The organism is Colwellia sp. PAMC 21821, assembly GCF_002077175.1.
Taxonomy (GTDB): Bacteria; Pseudomonadota; Gammaproteobacteria; order Enterobacterales; family Alteromonadaceae; genus Cognaticolwellia.
Genome location: NZ_CP014943.1, coordinates 2,210,623 through 2,226,251 on the forward strand (window position 1 = coordinate 2,210,623; position 15,629 = coordinate 2,226,251).

29 protein-coding genes are annotated in these 15,629 nt (G+C 41.5%); all 29 read left to right on the plus strand.

From position 1 onward, the window contains the following. The first annotated feature begins 334 nt into the window (after positions 1-334). The 29 genes from rpsJ (at position 335) to A3Q33_RS09555 (ending at position 15,540) form a co-directional block, all read left to right on the plus strand. Positions 335-646, plus strand: a complete 312-nt coding sequence (gene rpsJ / locus A3Q33_RS09415; RefSeq protein ID WP_070375080.1) for a 30S ribosomal protein S10 — start codon at positions 335-337, stop codon at positions 644-646. Positions 647-659: 13 nt separating this feature from the next. After that, a complete protein-coding gene (gene rplC / locus A3Q33_RS09420) occupies positions 660-1,298 on the plus strand; it encodes a 50S ribosomal protein L3 (protein WP_081151037.1) in 639 nt (212 codons plus the stop codon). A 15-nt stretch (positions 1,299-1,313) separates the two neighbouring features. Beyond that, complete coding sequence (gene rplD / locus A3Q33_RS09425; protein WP_081151039.1) at positions 1,314-1,919, plus strand: 50S ribosomal protein L4; 606 nt, start codon at positions 1,314-1,316, stop codon at positions 1,917-1,919. Beyond that, entirely contained in the window at positions 1,916-2,218 is a 303-nt protein-coding gene (gene rplW / locus A3Q33_RS09430; protein WP_081179727.1) for a 50S ribosomal protein L23, read from the plus strand. Before rplD ends, rplW begins: the two co-directional genes overlap by 4 nt. 12 nt (positions 2,219-2,230) lie before the next feature. Then, on the plus strand, positions 2,231-3,055 hold the full coding sequence (rplB, locus tag A3Q33_RS09435; RefSeq protein ID WP_081151042.1) for a 50S ribosomal protein L2: 825 nt from the start codon (positions 2,231-2,233) through the stop codon (positions 3,053-3,055). Between the two features lie 28 nt (positions 3,056-3,083). Next, positions 3,084-3,359 carry a 30S ribosomal protein S19 gene (gene rpsS / locus A3Q33_RS09440; protein WP_081151044.1) on the plus strand — a complete coding sequence of 92 codons (276 nt, stop codon included), beginning with the start codon at positions 3,084-3,086 and terminating at the stop codon, positions 3,357-3,359. A 10-nt stretch (positions 3,360-3,369) separates the two neighbouring features. Next, positions 3,370-3,702, plus strand: coding sequence for a 50S ribosomal protein L22 (gene rplV / locus A3Q33_RS09445; RefSeq protein ID WP_081151045.1), 333 nt, complete (start codon positions 3,370-3,372; stop codon positions 3,700-3,702). An 11-nt stretch (positions 3,703-3,713) separates the two neighbouring features. Beyond that, positions 3,714-4,412 carry a 30S ribosomal protein S3 gene (gene rpsC / locus A3Q33_RS09450; RefSeq protein ID WP_081151047.1) on the plus strand — a complete coding sequence of 233 codons (699 nt, stop codon included), beginning with the start codon at positions 3,714-3,716 and terminating at the stop codon, positions 4,410-4,412. 11 nt (positions 4,413-4,423) lie between these two features. Then, positions 4,424-4,837, plus strand: coding sequence for a 50S ribosomal protein L16 (rplP, locus tag A3Q33_RS09455; protein WP_081151048.1), 414 nt, complete (start codon positions 4,424-4,426; stop codon positions 4,835-4,837). Next, positions 4,837-5,028, plus strand: coding sequence for a 50S ribosomal protein L29 (rpmC, locus tag A3Q33_RS09460; RefSeq protein ID WP_077287489.1), 192 nt, complete (start codon positions 4,837-4,839; stop codon positions 5,026-5,028). Before rplP ends, rpmC begins: the two co-directional genes overlap by 1 nt. Continuing rightward, positions 5,028-5,279 carry a 30S ribosomal protein S17 gene (gene rpsQ / locus A3Q33_RS09465; protein ID WP_081151049.1) on the plus strand — a complete coding sequence of 84 codons (252 nt, stop codon included), beginning with the start codon at positions 5,028-5,030 and terminating at the stop codon, positions 5,277-5,279. The genes rpmC and rpsQ overlap by 1 nt, the downstream gene beginning before the upstream one ends. A gap of 357 nt (positions 5,280-5,636) precedes the next feature. Next, entirely contained in the window at positions 5,637-6,005 is a 369-nt protein-coding gene (gene rplN / locus A3Q33_RS09470) for a 50S ribosomal protein L14 (RefSeq protein ID WP_070375069.1), read from the plus strand. A gap of 12 nt (positions 6,006-6,017) precedes the next feature. Next, on the plus strand, positions 6,018-6,332 hold the full coding sequence (gene rplX / locus A3Q33_RS09475; RefSeq protein WP_081151050.1) for a 50S ribosomal protein L24: 315 nt from the start codon (positions 6,018-6,020) through the stop codon (positions 6,330-6,332). A 12-nt stretch (positions 6,333-6,344) separates the two neighbouring features. Beyond that, on the plus strand, positions 6,345-6,890 hold the full coding sequence (gene rplE, locus A3Q33_RS09480; RefSeq protein WP_081179728.1) for a 50S ribosomal protein L5: 546 nt from the start codon (positions 6,345-6,347) through the stop codon (positions 6,888-6,890). Positions 6,891-6,894: 4 nt separating this feature from the next. Continuing rightward, positions 6,895-7,200, plus strand: a complete 306-nt coding sequence (gene rpsN / locus A3Q33_RS09485; protein ID WP_081151052.1) for a 30S ribosomal protein S14 — start codon at positions 6,895-6,897, stop codon at positions 7,198-7,200. Positions 7,201-7,219: 19 nt separating this feature from the next. Further along, entirely contained in the window at positions 7,220-7,609 is a 390-nt protein-coding gene (gene rpsH / locus A3Q33_RS09490; RefSeq protein ID WP_126667316.1) for a 30S ribosomal protein S8, read from the plus strand. A gap of 11 nt (positions 7,610-7,620) precedes the next feature. Continuing rightward, the gene (gene rplF / locus A3Q33_RS09495) at positions 7,621-8,154 is read left to right on the plus strand and encodes a 50S ribosomal protein L6 (protein ID WP_081151054.1); all 534 of its coding nucleotides are present in this window, start codon (positions 7,621-7,623) and stop codon (positions 8,152-8,154) included. A gap of 9 nt (positions 8,155-8,163) precedes the next feature. Continuing rightward, positions 8,164-8,517, plus strand: coding sequence for a 50S ribosomal protein L18 (rplR, locus tag A3Q33_RS09500; protein ID WP_081151055.1), 354 nt, complete (start codon positions 8,164-8,166; stop codon positions 8,515-8,517). Positions 8,518-8,526: 9 nt separating this feature from the next. Next, a complete protein-coding gene (gene rpsE, locus A3Q33_RS09505; protein ID WP_081151056.1) occupies positions 8,527-9,036 on the plus strand; it encodes a 30S ribosomal protein S5 in 510 nt (169 codons plus the stop codon). A 6-nt stretch (positions 9,037-9,042) separates the two neighbouring features. Continuing rightward, complete coding sequence (rpmD, locus tag A3Q33_RS09510) at positions 9,043-9,222, plus strand: 50S ribosomal protein L30 (protein WP_081151057.1); 180 nt, start codon at positions 9,043-9,045, stop codon at positions 9,220-9,222. 2 nt (positions 9,223-9,224) lie between these two features. Then, complete coding sequence (rplO, locus tag A3Q33_RS09515) at positions 9,225-9,659, plus strand: 50S ribosomal protein L15 (RefSeq protein WP_081151058.1); 435 nt, start codon at positions 9,225-9,227, stop codon at positions 9,657-9,659. A gap of 8 nt (positions 9,660-9,667) precedes the next feature. Then, complete coding sequence (secY, locus tag A3Q33_RS09520; protein WP_081179730.1) at positions 9,668-10,993, plus strand: preprotein translocase subunit SecY; 1,326 nt, start codon at positions 9,668-9,670, stop codon at positions 10,991-10,993. 30 nt (positions 10,994-11,023) lie between these two features. Next, entirely contained in the window at positions 11,024-11,137 is a 114-nt protein-coding gene (rpmJ, locus tag A3Q33_RS09525; RefSeq protein WP_077287462.1) for a 50S ribosomal protein L36, read from the plus strand. Between the two features lie 133 nt (positions 11,138-11,270). Then, on the plus strand, positions 11,271-11,627 hold the full coding sequence (gene rpsM / locus A3Q33_RS09530; RefSeq protein ID WP_081151060.1) for a 30S ribosomal protein S13: 357 nt from the start codon (positions 11,271-11,273) through the stop codon (positions 11,625-11,627). 12 nt (positions 11,628-11,639) lie between these two features. Further along, positions 11,640-12,029: a 30S ribosomal protein S11 gene (gene rpsK / locus A3Q33_RS09535; RefSeq protein ID WP_076420861.1), complete on the plus strand. Its 390-nt coding sequence runs from the start codon at positions 11,640-11,642 to the stop codon at positions 12,027-12,029. Between the two features lie 33 nt (positions 12,030-12,062). Further along, positions 12,063-12,683, plus strand: coding sequence for a 30S ribosomal protein S4 (rpsD, locus tag A3Q33_RS09540; RefSeq protein ID WP_081179731.1), 621 nt, complete (start codon positions 12,063-12,065; stop codon positions 12,681-12,683). Positions 12,684-12,707: 24 nt separating this feature from the next. After that, positions 12,708-13,697, plus strand: coding sequence for a DNA-directed RNA polymerase subunit alpha (locus A3Q33_RS09545; protein ID WP_081179732.1), 990 nt, complete (start codon positions 12,708-12,710; stop codon positions 13,695-13,697). Positions 13,698-13,739: 42 nt separating this feature from the next. Further along, positions 13,740-14,147 carry a 50S ribosomal protein L17 gene (rplQ, locus tag A3Q33_RS09550; RefSeq protein WP_081151062.1) on the plus strand — a complete coding sequence of 136 codons (408 nt, stop codon included), beginning with the start codon at positions 13,740-13,742 and terminating at the stop codon, positions 14,145-14,147. Positions 14,148-14,640: 493 nt separating this feature from the next. Then, the gene (locus A3Q33_RS09555; protein WP_081179733.1) at positions 14,641-15,540 is read left to right on the plus strand and encodes a phosphoribulokinase; all 900 of its coding nucleotides are present in this window, start codon (positions 14,641-14,643) and stop codon (positions 15,538-15,540) included. Positions 15,541-15,629 lie beyond the last annotated feature (89 nt).

A 15,629-nucleotide genomic window follows, 5' to 3' on the forward strand; every position in this document is an offset into this window, starting at 1 on the left:
AAGTCGACCTTCAAACTAAGTTGTAAAACAGACAATAATTAATGAATATAAAGTTAATTAAGCCGCTATTTATAACGATGCTCTAACACCAAATGCAAACCATAATAAAACCTTAAAATAAACAGTTGAAATTACCGCCAGTCTCTGTATAATTCGCCTCCACGTTGAGCTCGTCTCTTCGTGTTTTAGTTAATGTATTCGCTTTTATAGCGAATAATTAACATACAGCAGCTCCGATATGGAGTTGAATGGTAAATATAGCGATACTCCCCCCTTTTATATAAAAAGGTGATGGGCAGTATTTTGTTGTTCTTTAAAATGGGGATTTGTCTTAATGTCAAATCAAAGAATTCGCATTCGTTTGAAAGCGTTCGATCATCGTTTGATTGATCAATCAACAGCTGAAATCGTTGATACTGCTAAACGTACTGGCGCACAGGTTCGTGGTCCAATTCCACTTCCTACACGCAAAGAACGTTTCACTATCTTGACTTCACCACACGTTAACAAAGATGCACGTGATCAGTACGAAATTCGTACTCACAAACGCATGATTGATATCGTAGAACCAACTGAGAAGACTGTAGACGCATTAATGCGTTTAGATCTTGCAGCTGGTGTTGACGTTCAAATCAGCTTGGGTTAATAGGAGTTTTAACATGACTATAGGTCTAGTTGGACGTAAAGTGGGTATGACTCGCATCTTCTCTGAAGATGGCGTATCTACTCCTGTAACCGTCCTAGAAGTTGAAGCGAACCGTGTTGCTCAGGTTAAAACTGTTGACAACGATGGTTATTCAGCGCTTCAAGTTACTACGGGAAGCAAAAAAGCTAACCGTGTTAACAAGCCAACAGCCGGTCACTTTGCGAAAGCTGGTATCGAAGCAGGTCGCGGCCTGTGGGAATTCCGCTTAAATGCGAATGAAGGCGAAGGTCTTGTAACTGGCAGTGAAATCACTGTTGAGTTATTTAACGACACGAAATTAGTAGATGTAACTGGCACCTCAAAAGGTAAAGGTTTCCAAGGTGGTATTAAGCGTTGGAATTTCTCAATGCAAGATGCAACTCATGGTAACTCACTATCTCACCGTTCAAACGGTTCGATAGGTATGTGTCAAACACCAGGTCGTGTTTTCAAAGGCAAAAAAATGTCTGGTCACATGGGTGCTGCGAAAGTAACTACGCAAAACCTTGAATTGGTTCGTGTTGATGCAGAACGTAACTTGCTCCTTATTAAAGGTGCGGTTCCGGGTGCAATCAACGGTAGCGTAATCATCAAACCAGCTGTTAAAGCCTAGTCCAGGAGATTTGTGATGGAATTAGCATTAAAAGACGCTTCAGGCGCTCTTGAAGTTTCTGAAACAACTTTTGGACTTGAGTTTAATGAAGCTCTTGTACACCAAGTAGTAGTTGCTTACGCAGCTGGTGCTCGTGCTGGTACTCGTGCTCAGAAGACTCGTTCAGAAGTTAGTGGCGGTGGCGCAAAACCATGGCGTCAAAAAGGTACTGGCCGTGCACGTGCTGGTACTAGTCGTGGTCCAATCTGGCGTACAGGTGGCGTAACATTCGCTGCTAAGCCACAGGATCACAGCCAAAAAGTTAACCGTAAAATGTACCGTGGTGCGATTAAAAGTATCCTTTCTGAGTTAGTTCGTCAAGAACGCTTAGTCGTGGTAGAAAATTTTGCAGTTGAAACACCAAAAACTAAAGAATTAGTAGCTAAACTAAACGCTTTGGAGTTAAAAGACGTATTAATCGTTACTCCAGAAGTTGATGAGAACTTGTTCTTATCTGCACGCAACTTATATAAAGTTGACGTTCGTGATGTAGACGGTATTGACCCAGTTAGTTTAGTTGGTTTCGAAAAAGTTTTGATGACTGCATCTGCAGTTAAGCAACTTGAGGAGATGTTAGGATGATAAACGAAGAACGTTTACTGAAGGTGCTTTTAGCACCAAACATTTCTGAGAAAAGCACAATGGCGGCTGAAGCAAACAACACAGTTGTTTTCAAAGTTGTTACTACTGCTACTAAAGCTGAAATCAAAGCTGCTGTTGAGAAACTTTTCGAAGTTTCAGTTGATGGTGTTCGCACATTAAATGTCAAAGGTAAAGTTAAACGTACTGGTGCTCGTTTTGGTCGCAGAAGCGATTGGAAAAAAGCATACGTTACACTTGCTGAAGGCAGCGACATCGACTTCGTCGGCGCGGAATCATAGGAGTTTACGAAAATGGCTATAGTTAAATGTAAACCTACTTCTCCGGGTCGTCGCCACGTTGTTAAAGTGGTCAACACGGAGTTGCATAAAGGTAAGCCTTACGCACCATTATTAGACACTAAGTCTAAGTCTGGTGGTCGTAACAATAATGGTCGCATTACTGTTCGTCACATTGGTGGTGGACATAAGCAGCATTACCGTATTGTCGACTTTAAGCGTAATAAAGATGGTATCCCTGCCAAAGTAGAACGTTTGGAATATGATCCAAACCGTAGTGCAAACATTGCACTAGTACTTTACGCAGATGGTGAACGTCGTTACATCTTAGCCCCTAAAGGCTTAAAAGCTGGAGATTCAATCCAGTCTGGTGTCGATGCTCCTATTAAAGCGGGTAACACTTTACCACTTCGCAACACGCCATTAGGTAGTGTTGTACACGCAATCGAACTTAAGCCAGGTAAAGGTGCTCAAATCGCACGTGCTGCTGGTACTTATGCTCAGTTAGTTGCGAAAGACGGTGCTTATGTCACTTTACGTCTTCGTTCTGGCGAAATGCGTAAAATTGAGTCAGATTGTCGTGCTACTTTAGGTGAAATCGGCAACGCTGAACACATGCTTCGCTCTTTGGGTAAAGCTGGTGCTTCACGCTGGCGTGGTGTTCGCCCAACTGTTCGTGGTGTTGCCATGAACCCAGTTGACCATCCACACGGTGGTGGTGAAGGTAAAACATCAGGCGGTCGTCACCCGGTATCACCTTGGGGTGTACCAACTAAAGGTTACAAGACTCGTTCTAACAAGCGTACCGATAAATTTATCGTACGTCGTCGTACTAAGTAATAGTACTTATTAAATAAGAGGAATCACCATGCCACGTTCTCTCAAGAAAGGTCCATTTATTGACCTACACTTGTTGACGAAGGTAGAGACAGCGGTGGAAAGCGGGAATAAAAAGCCAATTAAGACTTGGTCCCGTCGTTCAATGATCATCCCTACGATGATCGGATTGACCATTGCCGTCCATAATGGCCGTCAACACGTACCTGTATTTGTAACTGATGAAATGATCGGACACAAATTAGGTGAATTTGCACCAACTCGTACTTACCGTGGCCATGTCGCGGATAAGAAAGCGAAGAGATAGGGGAAATAAGATGGAAGCTATTGCTACACATAAATTTGCCCGTGGCTCTGCACAAAAAGCACGTTTAGTTGTGGATCAAATCCGCGGCTTGCATGTTGAAAAAGCACTTGAAATCTTAACATTTAGCAATAAATCTGCTGCTGTTTTGGTTAAAAAAGTACTTGATTCAGCTATTGCTAATGCAGAACACAATGAAGGTGCAGACATTGATGAGCTTATCGTTAAAACTATTATGGTTGACGATGGCCCAACAATGAAACGTATTAAGCCTCGTGCGAAAGGTCGCGCGGATAGAATCCTTAAGCGTACAAGTCACATTACTGTGATTGTATCTGATAACTAGGAGATATTAGAATGGGTCAAAAAGTCCATCCAAATGGTATTCGCTTAGGTATCACGAAACCTTTCGCGTCTACTTGGTTTGCAAGTAACAAAGATTTCGCAGCTAATTTACACGGTGACCATTTGGTTCGTGAATATTTAACTGAAAAGCTTAAGCGTGCTTCATTATCAAAAATTGTAATTGAACGTCCAGCTAAATCTATCCGCGTTACAATCCACACGGCTCGTCCGGGTGTTGTAATCGGTAAGAAAGGCGAAGATGTTGAGAAACTACGTTTAGCGGTTTCTAAAATTGCTGGTGTTCCTGCTCAAATCAACATTGCTGAAGTGCGTAAACCAGAAATGGATTCGCAGCTTGTTGCTGACAGTATTGCTAGTCAATTAGAACGCCGTGTAATGTTCCGTCGTGCGATGAAACGTGCTGTACAAAATGCTATGCGTCTAGGCGCAAAAGGTATTAAAGTACAAGTAAGTGGTCGTTTAGGCGGTGCAGATATTGCACGAGCTGAATGGTATCGTGAAGGTCGTGTTCCATTACACACTTTACGAGCTGACATTGATTACTCAATTGCGCGTGCTGATACCACTTACGGTGTTATCGGTATTAAAGTATGGATCTTTAAAGGCGAAGTAATTGGCAACATGCCATTACAAGCAGAGCAACCAGCTGCTAAGCCTAAAAGAAAACCTAACCGCAAGACCAGTAAGTAGGGGAATAAGTAATGTTACAACCAAAACGTACTAAGTTCCGTAAGCAATTTAAAATGCGTAACCGCGGTCTTGCACAAGTAGGTAGTTCAGTAAGCTTCGGTACTTTCGGGTTAAAATCAATGGAACGTGGTCGTATGACTGCGCGTCAAATTGAAGCGGCTCGTCGAGCAATGACTCGTCACGTGAAGCGTCAAGGTAAAATCTGGATCCGTGTATTCCCTGATAAGCCAATTACTAAAAAACCTCTTGAGGTTCGTATGGGTAAAGGTAAAGGTTCAGTGGAATATTGGGTATGCCAAATTCTTCCTGGTCGTGTTCTTTATGAAATGGAAGGTGTTTCGGAAGAGATTGCACGCGAAGCGTTTGCTTTAGCGGCAGCCAAACTTCCGTTCAAAACAACTTTCGTAACTAGAACGGTGATGTAATGAAAGCTAGTGAATTGAAAGAAAAAAGCATTGAAGAGCTAAACGCTGAATTGCTTGAGTTGTTACGCGAACAGTTTAACTATCGCATGCAAGCAAGCACAGGCCAATTAGCACAAACTCATTTGCTAAGAACTGTACGCCGTAATATCGCGCGTGTGAAGACTATCATAACTGAGAAGGCAGGTAAGTAATGAGCGAAGCAAAAATTCGTACACTACAAGGTCGTGTCGTCAGTGACAAAATGGATAAGTCTATCACTGTCCTGATCGAACGACGTGTTAAACACCCAATGTACGGTAAGTACATGACGCGTTCAACTAAGTTGAAAGCGCATGATGAAACTAACCAATGTGCACCTGGTGATTTAGTAAGTATCCGTGAATGTGCACCAATTTCTAAGTCTAAATCTTGGACATTGGTAAGCGTATTAGAAAAAGCTTAATCGCTTAATCTAAATTACGATACTACTTTGAAAAGGCTCTGCTTCGGCAGGGCCTTTTTTATGTCCGCAACAAAATAAATTCACGCTAGTTCTATACCTTATATAAGGTTAATTTTGCATTGATATTAAATAGGGAAATCGCGCTAAGATAACCGTCCGATATAGATTGCTTGTTTATTGACCATCCAGTTTCTAGTGAAGTGGTTATTTTTTAGCTAAATAAAGTATCACTTTTAAATGACTGGTGTTATAATCTCGCGCCCGCTCGTTGTGAGGGGGATTTAGAAGGCAGTGACGGGTCAAATTTCTGGCCTTGAATTTAATCTTTTATAAGATAATTTAGCGGAGACATATTAAATGATCCAAATGCAATCACAACTGAACGTAGCTGATAACAGCGGCGCTCGACGTGTACAATGTATAAAGGTTCTTGGTGGTTCGCACCGTCGCTACGCACGCATTGGTGACATCATTAAAATTGCAGTGAAGGAATCAAATCCTCGCGGCAAAGTTAAAAAAGGTGATGTCCTTACTGCAGTAGTGGTGCGCACTAAGAAAGGTGTTCGTCGTTCAGATGGTTCTACCATCCGTTTCGATGAAAATGCGGCTGTAATGTTAAATGCTAACTTACAACCAATTGGTACTCGTATTTTCGGTCCTGTGACTCGTGAACTTCGTAATGAAAAATTCATGAAAATTGTTTCACTTGCACCAGAAGTACTATAAGGAGTCACGATAATGGCATCTAAGATTCGTCGTGATGATGAAGTAATCGTACTTGCAGGCAAAGACAAGGGCAAAACTGGTAAAGTTACCAAAGTTCTTGTTGAAGACAGCAAAGTATTTGTTGAAGGTATTAACTTAATCAAGAAGCACACTAAGCCTGTACCACAGTTACAGCAGCCTGGTGGGATTGTTGAAAAAGAAGCACCTTTAAATGTATCCAACGTTGCGATTGTTAACCCAGCTACTGGCAAAGCAGATCGTGTTGGTTTTAGAGATGAAGACGGCAAAAAAGTTCGTTTCTTCAAATCTAACAACGAATTAATTTAATTGGAGTAAACGATGGCGAAACTGCATGATTTTTACAAAGATACAATTGTAGCCGAATTGCAAAAGCAATTTGACTATAAAAGTGTCATGCAAGTCCCTCGGATTGAAAAGATCACCCTTAACATGGGTGTTGGTGAAGCTATTGCTGATAAAAAAGTACTAGAGCACGCCACAAATGATCTTACTGCAATCTCAGGTCAAAAACCTGTCACGACAGTAGCACGCAAATCAGTTGCGGGCTTCAAAATTCGTGAAGGCTACCCTATTGGCACAAAAGTAACTCTACGTGGCGAACGTATGTGGGAATTTTTAGAGCGTTTAATCTCTATTTCTATTCCTCGTATCCGTGATTTCCGTGGCTTGAATCCTAAGTCATTCGATGGTCGTGGTAACTACAGCATGGGCGTACGTGAGCAAATCATTTTCCCTGAAATCGAGTACGATAAAATCGATAAAATTCGCGGAATGGATATCACTATCACTACAAGTGCGAAGGACAACGAAGAAGGCCATGCATTATTGGCTGCCTTTAACTTCCCATTTAAGAAGAAGGTGTAGAGTTATGGCTAAAACGTCAATGAAAGCTCGTGAAGCTAAAAGAACCAAGTTAGTTGCACAATATGCTGAAAAGCGTAGTGCACTAAAAGCTATCATCTCTGGTGTTGATTCTTCTGAAGAAGAACGTTGGGATGCAGTATTGAAACTTCAAAGTTTACCTCGTGATTCGAGCAGTAGTCGTCAACGTAACCGTTGTAACATTACTGGCCGTCCGCATGGTTTCTTACGTAAATTCGGTTTAAGCCGTATTAAATTACGTGAAACTATGATGCGCGGTGAAGTTCCAGGTCTTAAGAAAGCTAGTTGGTAATTCACGGGAGTAAATGGTTATGATGACTGATCCTATCGCGGACATGTTTACACGCATCCGCAACGGTCAATCTGCAGCAAAGACTGCAGTAAAAATGCCATCTTCTAAGGTAAAAGTTGCACTTGCCAACTTACTTAAAGAAGAAGGTTACATTTCAGAATTTTCAGTTTCAGGTGATGCAAAACCTGAGTTAACTGTTGAATTGAAATATTTCGAAGGTAAAGAAGTAATTGAAGTGATCAAACGTGTTTCACGTCCAGGTCTTCGCGTATACAAAGGAGCTCAAGAGCTTCCTAAAGTATTAGCAGGCATGGGTATCGCTATTATTTCTACTTCTAAAGGTCTAATGACTGATCGCGCCGCTCGCAATGCGGGTCTTGGCGGTGAAGTTCTTGGTTTCGTAGAGTAAAGGAGCAGAATATGTCTCGTGTTGCAAAAGCACATGTCGCAGTCCCTGCAGGCGTTACTATTACGTTATCAGGTCAAGACATTACAGTTAAAGGTCCAATGGGCGAGTTGTCGCATACGATCCATAGCGATGTAGTTGTTTCTCAAGAAGAGAGCAATATCATCACTAATATCGTTGCTGAAGCTAAAGGCGCTTGGGCTCAAGCCGGTACTGTACGCTCTTTAATCAATAATATGGTTGAAGGTGTAAGTAAAGGTTTTGAAAAGAAATTATTGTTAAACGGTGTTGGTTACCGTGCTAAAGCTGCAGGTAAGAACTTAAACTTATCTTTAGGCTTTTCACATCCGGTTGACCACGCAATTCCTGAAGGAATTACTGTTGAAACTCCTAGCCAAACTGAAATCATACTGAAAGGTGCTGATAAACAGTTGGTCGGTCAAACTGCAGCGAACATTCGCGCATACCGTAAACCTGAGCCTTATAAAGGTAAAGGGATTCGTTATAGCGATGAGAATGTACGTCGTAAAGAAGCTAAGAAGAAGTAGGGTAATACTATGGATAAGAAAACATCTCGTTTGCGCAGAGCTAAACGCTCTCGTGCAAAAATTAGCGAGTTGGGTGCGAATCGTTTAGTTGTATTCCGTACTCCTCGTCATATTTACGCGCAATTGATCGCACCAACAGGTTCTGAAGTAATCGCAGCAGCGTCTACTTTAGACAAAGAAGTTAGTGCTCAGTTAGAAAAAACAGGCAACGTTGAAGCAGCTACGGCTGTAGGTAAGGCAATTGCAGAACGTGCAGTAGCTAAAGGCATCACTAGTGTTGCTTTTGACCGTTCAGGTTTCCGTTACCATGGTCGCGTGAAAGCGTTAGCAGATGCAGCTCGCGAAGCTGGTCTTCAGTTTTAGGGGTTGATAATGGCTAATCATAATCAAGAAAACTCACAACAAAGTGATATGGCTGAAAAGCTAATCGCAGTTAACCGTGTATCAAAAGTGGTTAAAGGTGGTCGTATTTTCAGTTTCACAGCACTTACCGTAGTTGGTGATGGCGCTGGTCGCGTTGGTTTTGGTTACGGTAAGGCGCGTGAAGTGCCTGCTGCAATCCAAAAAGCAATGGAAAAAGCACGTCGTAACTTAGTAACCGTTGATTTGAAGGGTACTACTCTTCAGCATGTCGTTATCGGCAAGCACTCTGGTTCAAAAGTTTACATGCAACCAGCTTCTGAAGGTACAGGCATAATCGCCGGTGGCGCTATGCGTGCAGTACTTGAAGTTGCAGGCGTACAGAACGTATTGTCAAAAGCATACGGTTCTACTAACCCAATAAACGTAGTTCGCGCTACTGTTTCTGCTCTTGCGAATATGCATTCGCCTGAAGCTGTTGCAGCAAAGCGTGGCAAAAGCGTTTCAGATATTCTGGGGTAATTGAGCATGGCTAAAACAGTTAAAATAACTCAGTTAAAAAGTTCTATCGGTCGTTTACCGAAGCATAGAGCTACATTAAAGGGTCTTGGTTTACGTCGTATCCGTCATACAGTAGAGTTAGAAGATACTCCATCTGTACGCGGTATGATTAATCAAGTATCTTATATGATTAAGGTGGAGGATTAATAATGCATTTAAATACTTTATCTCCTGCACCAGGGTCTAAGAAAGCCAAGAAACGCTGTGGGCGTGGTATTGGTTCTGGCATAGGTAAAACAGGCGGTCGTGGTCACAAAGGTCAGAAATCTCGTTCTGGCGGTAGTGTACGTCCTGGTTTCGAAGGTGGTCAAATGCCATTGAAACAACGTTTACCTAAGTTTGGTTTCACGTCACGTAAATCTTTAGTTCGCGCTGAAGTACGTTTACATGAACTAAACAACATCACAGGTGATGTTGTCGATATCTTTGCCCTTAAAGATGCTAACTTAATAACACGTAATATTGTCGCAGTGAAAATCATGCTTTCTGGTGAAATCACTCGTCCAATTACTGTACGTGGTTTAGGTGTTACTAAAGGCGCTCGTGCAGCTATTGAAGCTGCAGGCGGAAAAATCGAGGAATAGTACAGGTTATGGCTACACCAGGAATTGATAATAAAGCAAAGGGCGGATTGTCTGAGCTTAAACAAAGATTGTGGTTTGTATTCGGTGCACTTATTGTGCTTCGTTTGGGAACATTTGTGCCAATCCCTGGTATTGACGCCGCTGTATTAGCTCAGTTGTTCGAACAACAAAAGGGCACCATTGTAGAGATGTTTAACATGTTCTCTGGTGGTGCACTTGAGCGAGCCTCTGTATTGGCACTTGGTATTATGCCGTACATCTCAGCTTCAATCATTATGCAATTGCTTACGGTTATGCACCCGGCAATGGCAGAATTGAAAAAAGAAGGTGAAGCTGGACGACGTAAGATCAGCCAATACACCCGCTACGGCACTTTAGTTCTAGCGACTGTACAATCAATTGCAATAGCAAGAAGTTTACCGGGGATGATGCCAGGTCTAGTAATGGACGCAGGTTTCGGATTCTACTTTGCTGCGGTAGTAAGTTTGGTTACTGGTACCATGTTTTTAATGTGGTTAGGTGAGCAAATTACTGAACGTGGTATTGGTAACGGTATCTCTATCTTGATATTCGCAGGTATAGTAGCTGGTATGCCGTCAGCTGTTGGTCAAACAGCAGAAGCGGCGCGTCAAGGTGAATTGCACTTATTAGTATTGTTGCTAATTGGCGTAATTATATTTGCTACGACTTTCTTTGTAGTATTTGTGGAACGTGGTCAACGACGTATTGTTGTTAACTATGCTAAACGTCAGCAAGGCCGTAAGGTTTTCGCTGCCCAAAGCACGCATTTACCACTGAAAGTTAATATGGCAGGTGTTATTCCACCAATTTTCGCTTCAAGTATTATCTTGTTTCCAGGCACGCTTGCGAGCTGGTTTGGTCAAGGTGAAGGTATGGTTGCTGATTTCCTACAAGAAGTATCTATTGCTATTTCTCCAGGACAGCCGCTATATGTAATGTTACTTGCAGCAGCGATAATATTTTTCTGTTTCTTTTACACGGCTCTTGTTTTCAATCCGCGTGAAACAGCAGATAACCTGAAAAAATCCGGTGCGTTTATTCCTGGGATCCGTCCTGGTGAGCAAACGTCAAAATATATAGATAAAGTGATGACTCGCTTAACCTTAGCTGGTGCGATGTATATTACCTTTATCTGTTTGGTACCTCAGTTTATTATCATGGCATGGGACGTTAATTTTTACTTTGGCGGAACATCACTACTTATTATTGTAGTTGTGATAATGGACTTTATGGCACAAGTACAGACCCATTTGATGTCTCATCAATATGACAATGTACTTAAGAAAGCAAACCTTAAGGGCTATGGTCGTTAGACTGAGTCATTAGGTAACGGAGTATATAAAATGAAAGTACGTGCATCCGTAAAAAAGATTTGTCGTAATTGTAAAGTTGTTAAACGTGCTGGTGTTGTTCGTGTAATTTGCGAAGAGCCAAAGCATAAGCAACGTCAAGGCTAAATCTTTAAGCAGTAGCATTATGCAGATAAGTCTGTATAATGCCGCTTCGATTTGCAAAGAAATGCGGCTGGTTGAGTATCCTAACGGGCTTTTCAACTGGTAAATTTTAATTTAAAAATAGGAGATGTGTTTAGTGGCCCGTATCGCTGGCATTAACATCCCTGATCGTAAGCATGCAGTAATCGCCATTACTGCGATCTTCGGTATCGGAGCAACACGTGCGAAAGCAATTTGTGTTGCAACTGGTATTGCAGAGTCAACTAAGATCAGTGAATTGGACGAAGCTCAAATTGATTTGCTTCGTGCAGAAGTGGATAAATACACCGTAGAAGGTGATTTACGCCGTGAAGTTTCAATGAACATTAAACGTCTTATGGATTTAGGTTGTTACCGTGGCATTCGCCACCGTCGCAGTCTTCCATTACGTGGTCAACGCACTAAAACTAATGCGCGCACCCGTAAAGGTCCTCGTAAGCCAATTAAGAAGTAGAGGAACTAAACAATGGCTAAAACACCTGTACGTACGCGTAAACGCGTAAAAAAACAAGTTGCTGATGGCATGGCTCATATCCATGCTTCTTTCAACAACACAATCGTAACTCTTACAGATCGTCAAGGTAACGCCTTATCATGGGCGACTGCTGGTGGTTCAGGTTTCCGTGGTTCACGTAAATCTACTCCATTTGCTGCGCAAGTAGCTGCAGATCGTGCTGGTAAAGCTGCACAAGAGTTTGGCTTGAAGAATATTGAAGTGTTCGTTAAAGGTCCGGGTCCAGGTCGTGAATCTGCTATCCGTGCTTTAAATGCTGCTGGTTTTAAAATCACCAACATTACTGACGTTACACCTATTCCTCATAATGGTTGTCGTCCTCCTAAGAAACGTCGCGTTTAATCGTACTTTTTTTAGGATAGTTGGAGAAAGAAAATGGCTAGATATTTAGGTCCTAAGTTAAAGCTTAGTCGCCGCGAAGGTACAGATTTGTTCCTTAAAAGCGGTGTTAGAGCAATTGACACTAAATGTAAAATCGAAACAATACCAGGTCAACATGGCGCCCGTCGCGGTCGTTTATCTGACTACGGTATTCAACTTCGTGAAAAACAAAAAGTTCGTCGTATATATGGCGTACTAGAAAAACAATTCCGCAACTACTATAAAGAAGCGGCTCGTCTAAAAGGCAATACAGGTGAAAACTTGTTGCAACTTTTAGAGAAACGTCTTGATAACGTAGTATACCGTATGGGCTATGCAAGCACTCGTGCTGAAGCTCGTCAACTAGTTAGCCATAAAGCTATCGTAGTTAACGGTGTTGTTGTTAATATTCCATCTTTCACTGTTAAAGCCGAAGATGCAGTTTCTGTACGTGAAAAGTCTAAAACTCAAGCGCGTATTATCGCTGCTTTAGAATTAGCTGAACAACGTGAGAAGCCAGTTTGGGTTGAAGTAGATAACAAGAAACTTGAAGGCGTTTTCAAACGTGTTCCTGATCGTTCTGACCTGTCTGCCGAAATTAATGAACAGTTGATTGTTGAACTTTACTCTAAGTAAAGTTGCACTTTAAGAGAGGACATAATGCAGGGTTCTGTAACCGAATTCCTTAGACCACGATTGGTTGATATCGAAACTGTTAGCGCTACTCGTGCTAAAGTAACTTTAGAACCATTAGAGCGTGGTTTTGGTCACACTTTAGGTAATGCGTTACGCCGCATTCTTTTATCTTCAATGCCAGGTTGTGCTGTAACTGAAGTTGAAATTGACGGTGTACTTCATGAGTACAGCAGTAAAGAAGGTGTGCAAGAAGACATCATCGAAATACTGTTAAACCTTAAAGGACTAGCTATAAAGTTAGAAGGCAAAAATGAAGCTGTTCTTACCTTAACTAAGTCCGGTGAAGGCCCTGTAACGGCTGCCGATATCCAACATGATGGTGATGTAGAAATTGCAAACCCAACTCATGTAATCTGTCATTTGACAGGTGATGGTTCTATCAGTATGCGTATAAAGGTTGAAATGGGACGTGGTTACGTTCCAGCTTCTGCCCGACGCGATGCCGAGGAAGAAGATCGTGCAATTGGACGTTTGTTAGTTGATGCTTCATTCAGTCCCGTTGTAAGAATTGCCTATGATGTTGATTCTGCACGTGTTGAACAGCGTACAGATTTGGACAAACTGGTCTTAGACATGGAAACTAACGGTACGTTAGATCCTGAAGAAGCAATTCGTCGCGCTTCAACAATTTTAGCTGAACAGCTAGATGCGTTTGTAGAGCTTCGTGATGTAACTGAAGTTGAACCAAAAGAGGAAAAACCACTGTTTGATCCTATTTTGCTTCGTCCTGTTGATGACCTTGAACTTACTGTTCGTTCAGCAAACTGCCTAAAAGCAGAAGCAATTCAATATATTGGCGATTTAGTACAGCGTGCTGAAGTTGAGCTTCTTAAAACACCTAATTTAGGTAAGAAGTCTTTAACTGAAATCAAAGACGTTTTGGCGTCTCGTGGTTTGTCTCTAGGTATGCGCCTAGAAAACTGGCCACCTGAAAGCATAGCTGATAACGACTAAGTCGATCATCGTTTTTTTAATAGTTGAGAGAAGGATTAACTTATGCGCCATCGTAAAAGCGGTCGCCAGTTAAACCGTAATAGCAGTCATCGTAAAGCGATGTTCCGCAATATGGCAAGCTCTTTAGTAAAGCACGGTTTGATTAAAACGACTGTAGCTAAAGCTAAAGAACTACGTATGGTCGTAGAGCCATTGATTACATTGGCTAAGACCGACAGTGTTGCAAATCGCCGTTTAGCGTTTGCTCGTACACAAGATAAAGAAGTAGTAGGTATTTTATTTAACGAACTTGGTGCACGTTACCAAGAACGCCCAGGTGGATATACTCGCATTTTAAAATGTGGTTTCCGTACTGGTGATAAAGCGCCTATGGCTTACGTTGAACTTGTAGACCGCCCAGCAGTTGAAGAAGCCGCTGAAGTAGTTGAAGAAGTTAACGCAGAAGCATAATTTAGTACTCGTACTAAATTTATTCTGACGGAATTGAAAGCGGAGCCTAGGCTCCGCTTTTTTGTTTCTATTATGTCACTTTATGGCATAACAACATCAGCTAAAAGTTTGACCCGTCAAGTAATACCAATTGAAATAAATAATCGATCATTTTAAGGCGGTTTAAATCGTCAATAACTGCGTTGTTTTCAATCCCAATAGCCCGCTATTACTCAATCAAACGCCTTATTCTTGAACAATTTATCCTCGCTTAAAATTGGTCAATAACTTATTACATTTGGTATAATACCCATTTGATAAATTAAATGTTCGACTTTTTCATGATCAAAAATGGATAATGATAAGGCATGAAGTTTAGTCAGTAGTTCTTCTACTTATGAATTTTATAACGCCGTAGTTATTTAATATCACCATTAAAAATGAGCAGCTATTTAATCAACTTGGTATAATATCGCGTATAACAATTGTCCATCTTTAATAAGGCTGAATCATTATGTCGTCACGCAATCCTATTATCGCTGTTACTGGTTCATCCGGTGCAGGCACTTCTACGACAACAGAATCGTTTGAACATATCTTTCGAACCCTGGGGATTACTTCCGCTACGGTAGAGGGAGACAGCTTTCATCGCTACTCACGTCAAGAAATGGATATGGAAAAGCGTAAAGCAAAAGAGCAACAACTTAAAATAAGCTATTTTGGTGATGCAGCTAATGACTTCGACGCCTTAGAGAAACTATTTAAAGACTACTCGGAAACAGGCAAAGGTAAGATGCGACGTTATTTGCATACATTTGATGAAGCTGTTCCTTATAATCAAATGCCTGGGACTTTTACACCGTGGGAGGAGTTAGGCGATGGCACTGATTTGTTGTTCTATGAGGGACTACACGGCGGCGTTGTAACCGAAAAAAATGATGTTGCTAAGCATGTTGACTTACTTATAGGCATGGTGCCGATTGTAAACTTAGAATGGATACAAAAAATAATACGTGACACCGACAAACGGGGTCATAGTCGAGAAGCTGTGACGCAAAGTATTGTGAGAAGTATGGAAGATTATATTTCTTTTATCACGCCCCAATTTTCACGTACGCACATCAACTTTCAACGCGTTCCGACCGTTGATACGTCTAACCCTTTCAGTGCTAAAGCGATACCGACGTTAGACGAAAGTTTTGTTGTTATTCGTTGTAGAGAATCAAGTCAATTAGATTTCCCTTATTATCTAAGTATGATTGATGGCTCATTTATGTCTAGAATGAACACCTTAGTAGTGCCTGGCGGTAAAATGGGTTTGGCGATGGAGTTATTGCTTACGCCGTTGATTAAAGACTTAATGCTAAGAAAAAATGAAGCGAACAAACAACTAGACTGGATGAGTGATTTGTAGCTGTAGATGACCAATGTCATAGTTATTAAATTGTCACTTCTCCTATCGTCCTCTTTCATTTCTCCCTGTGAAATATAATCTTATTTAGT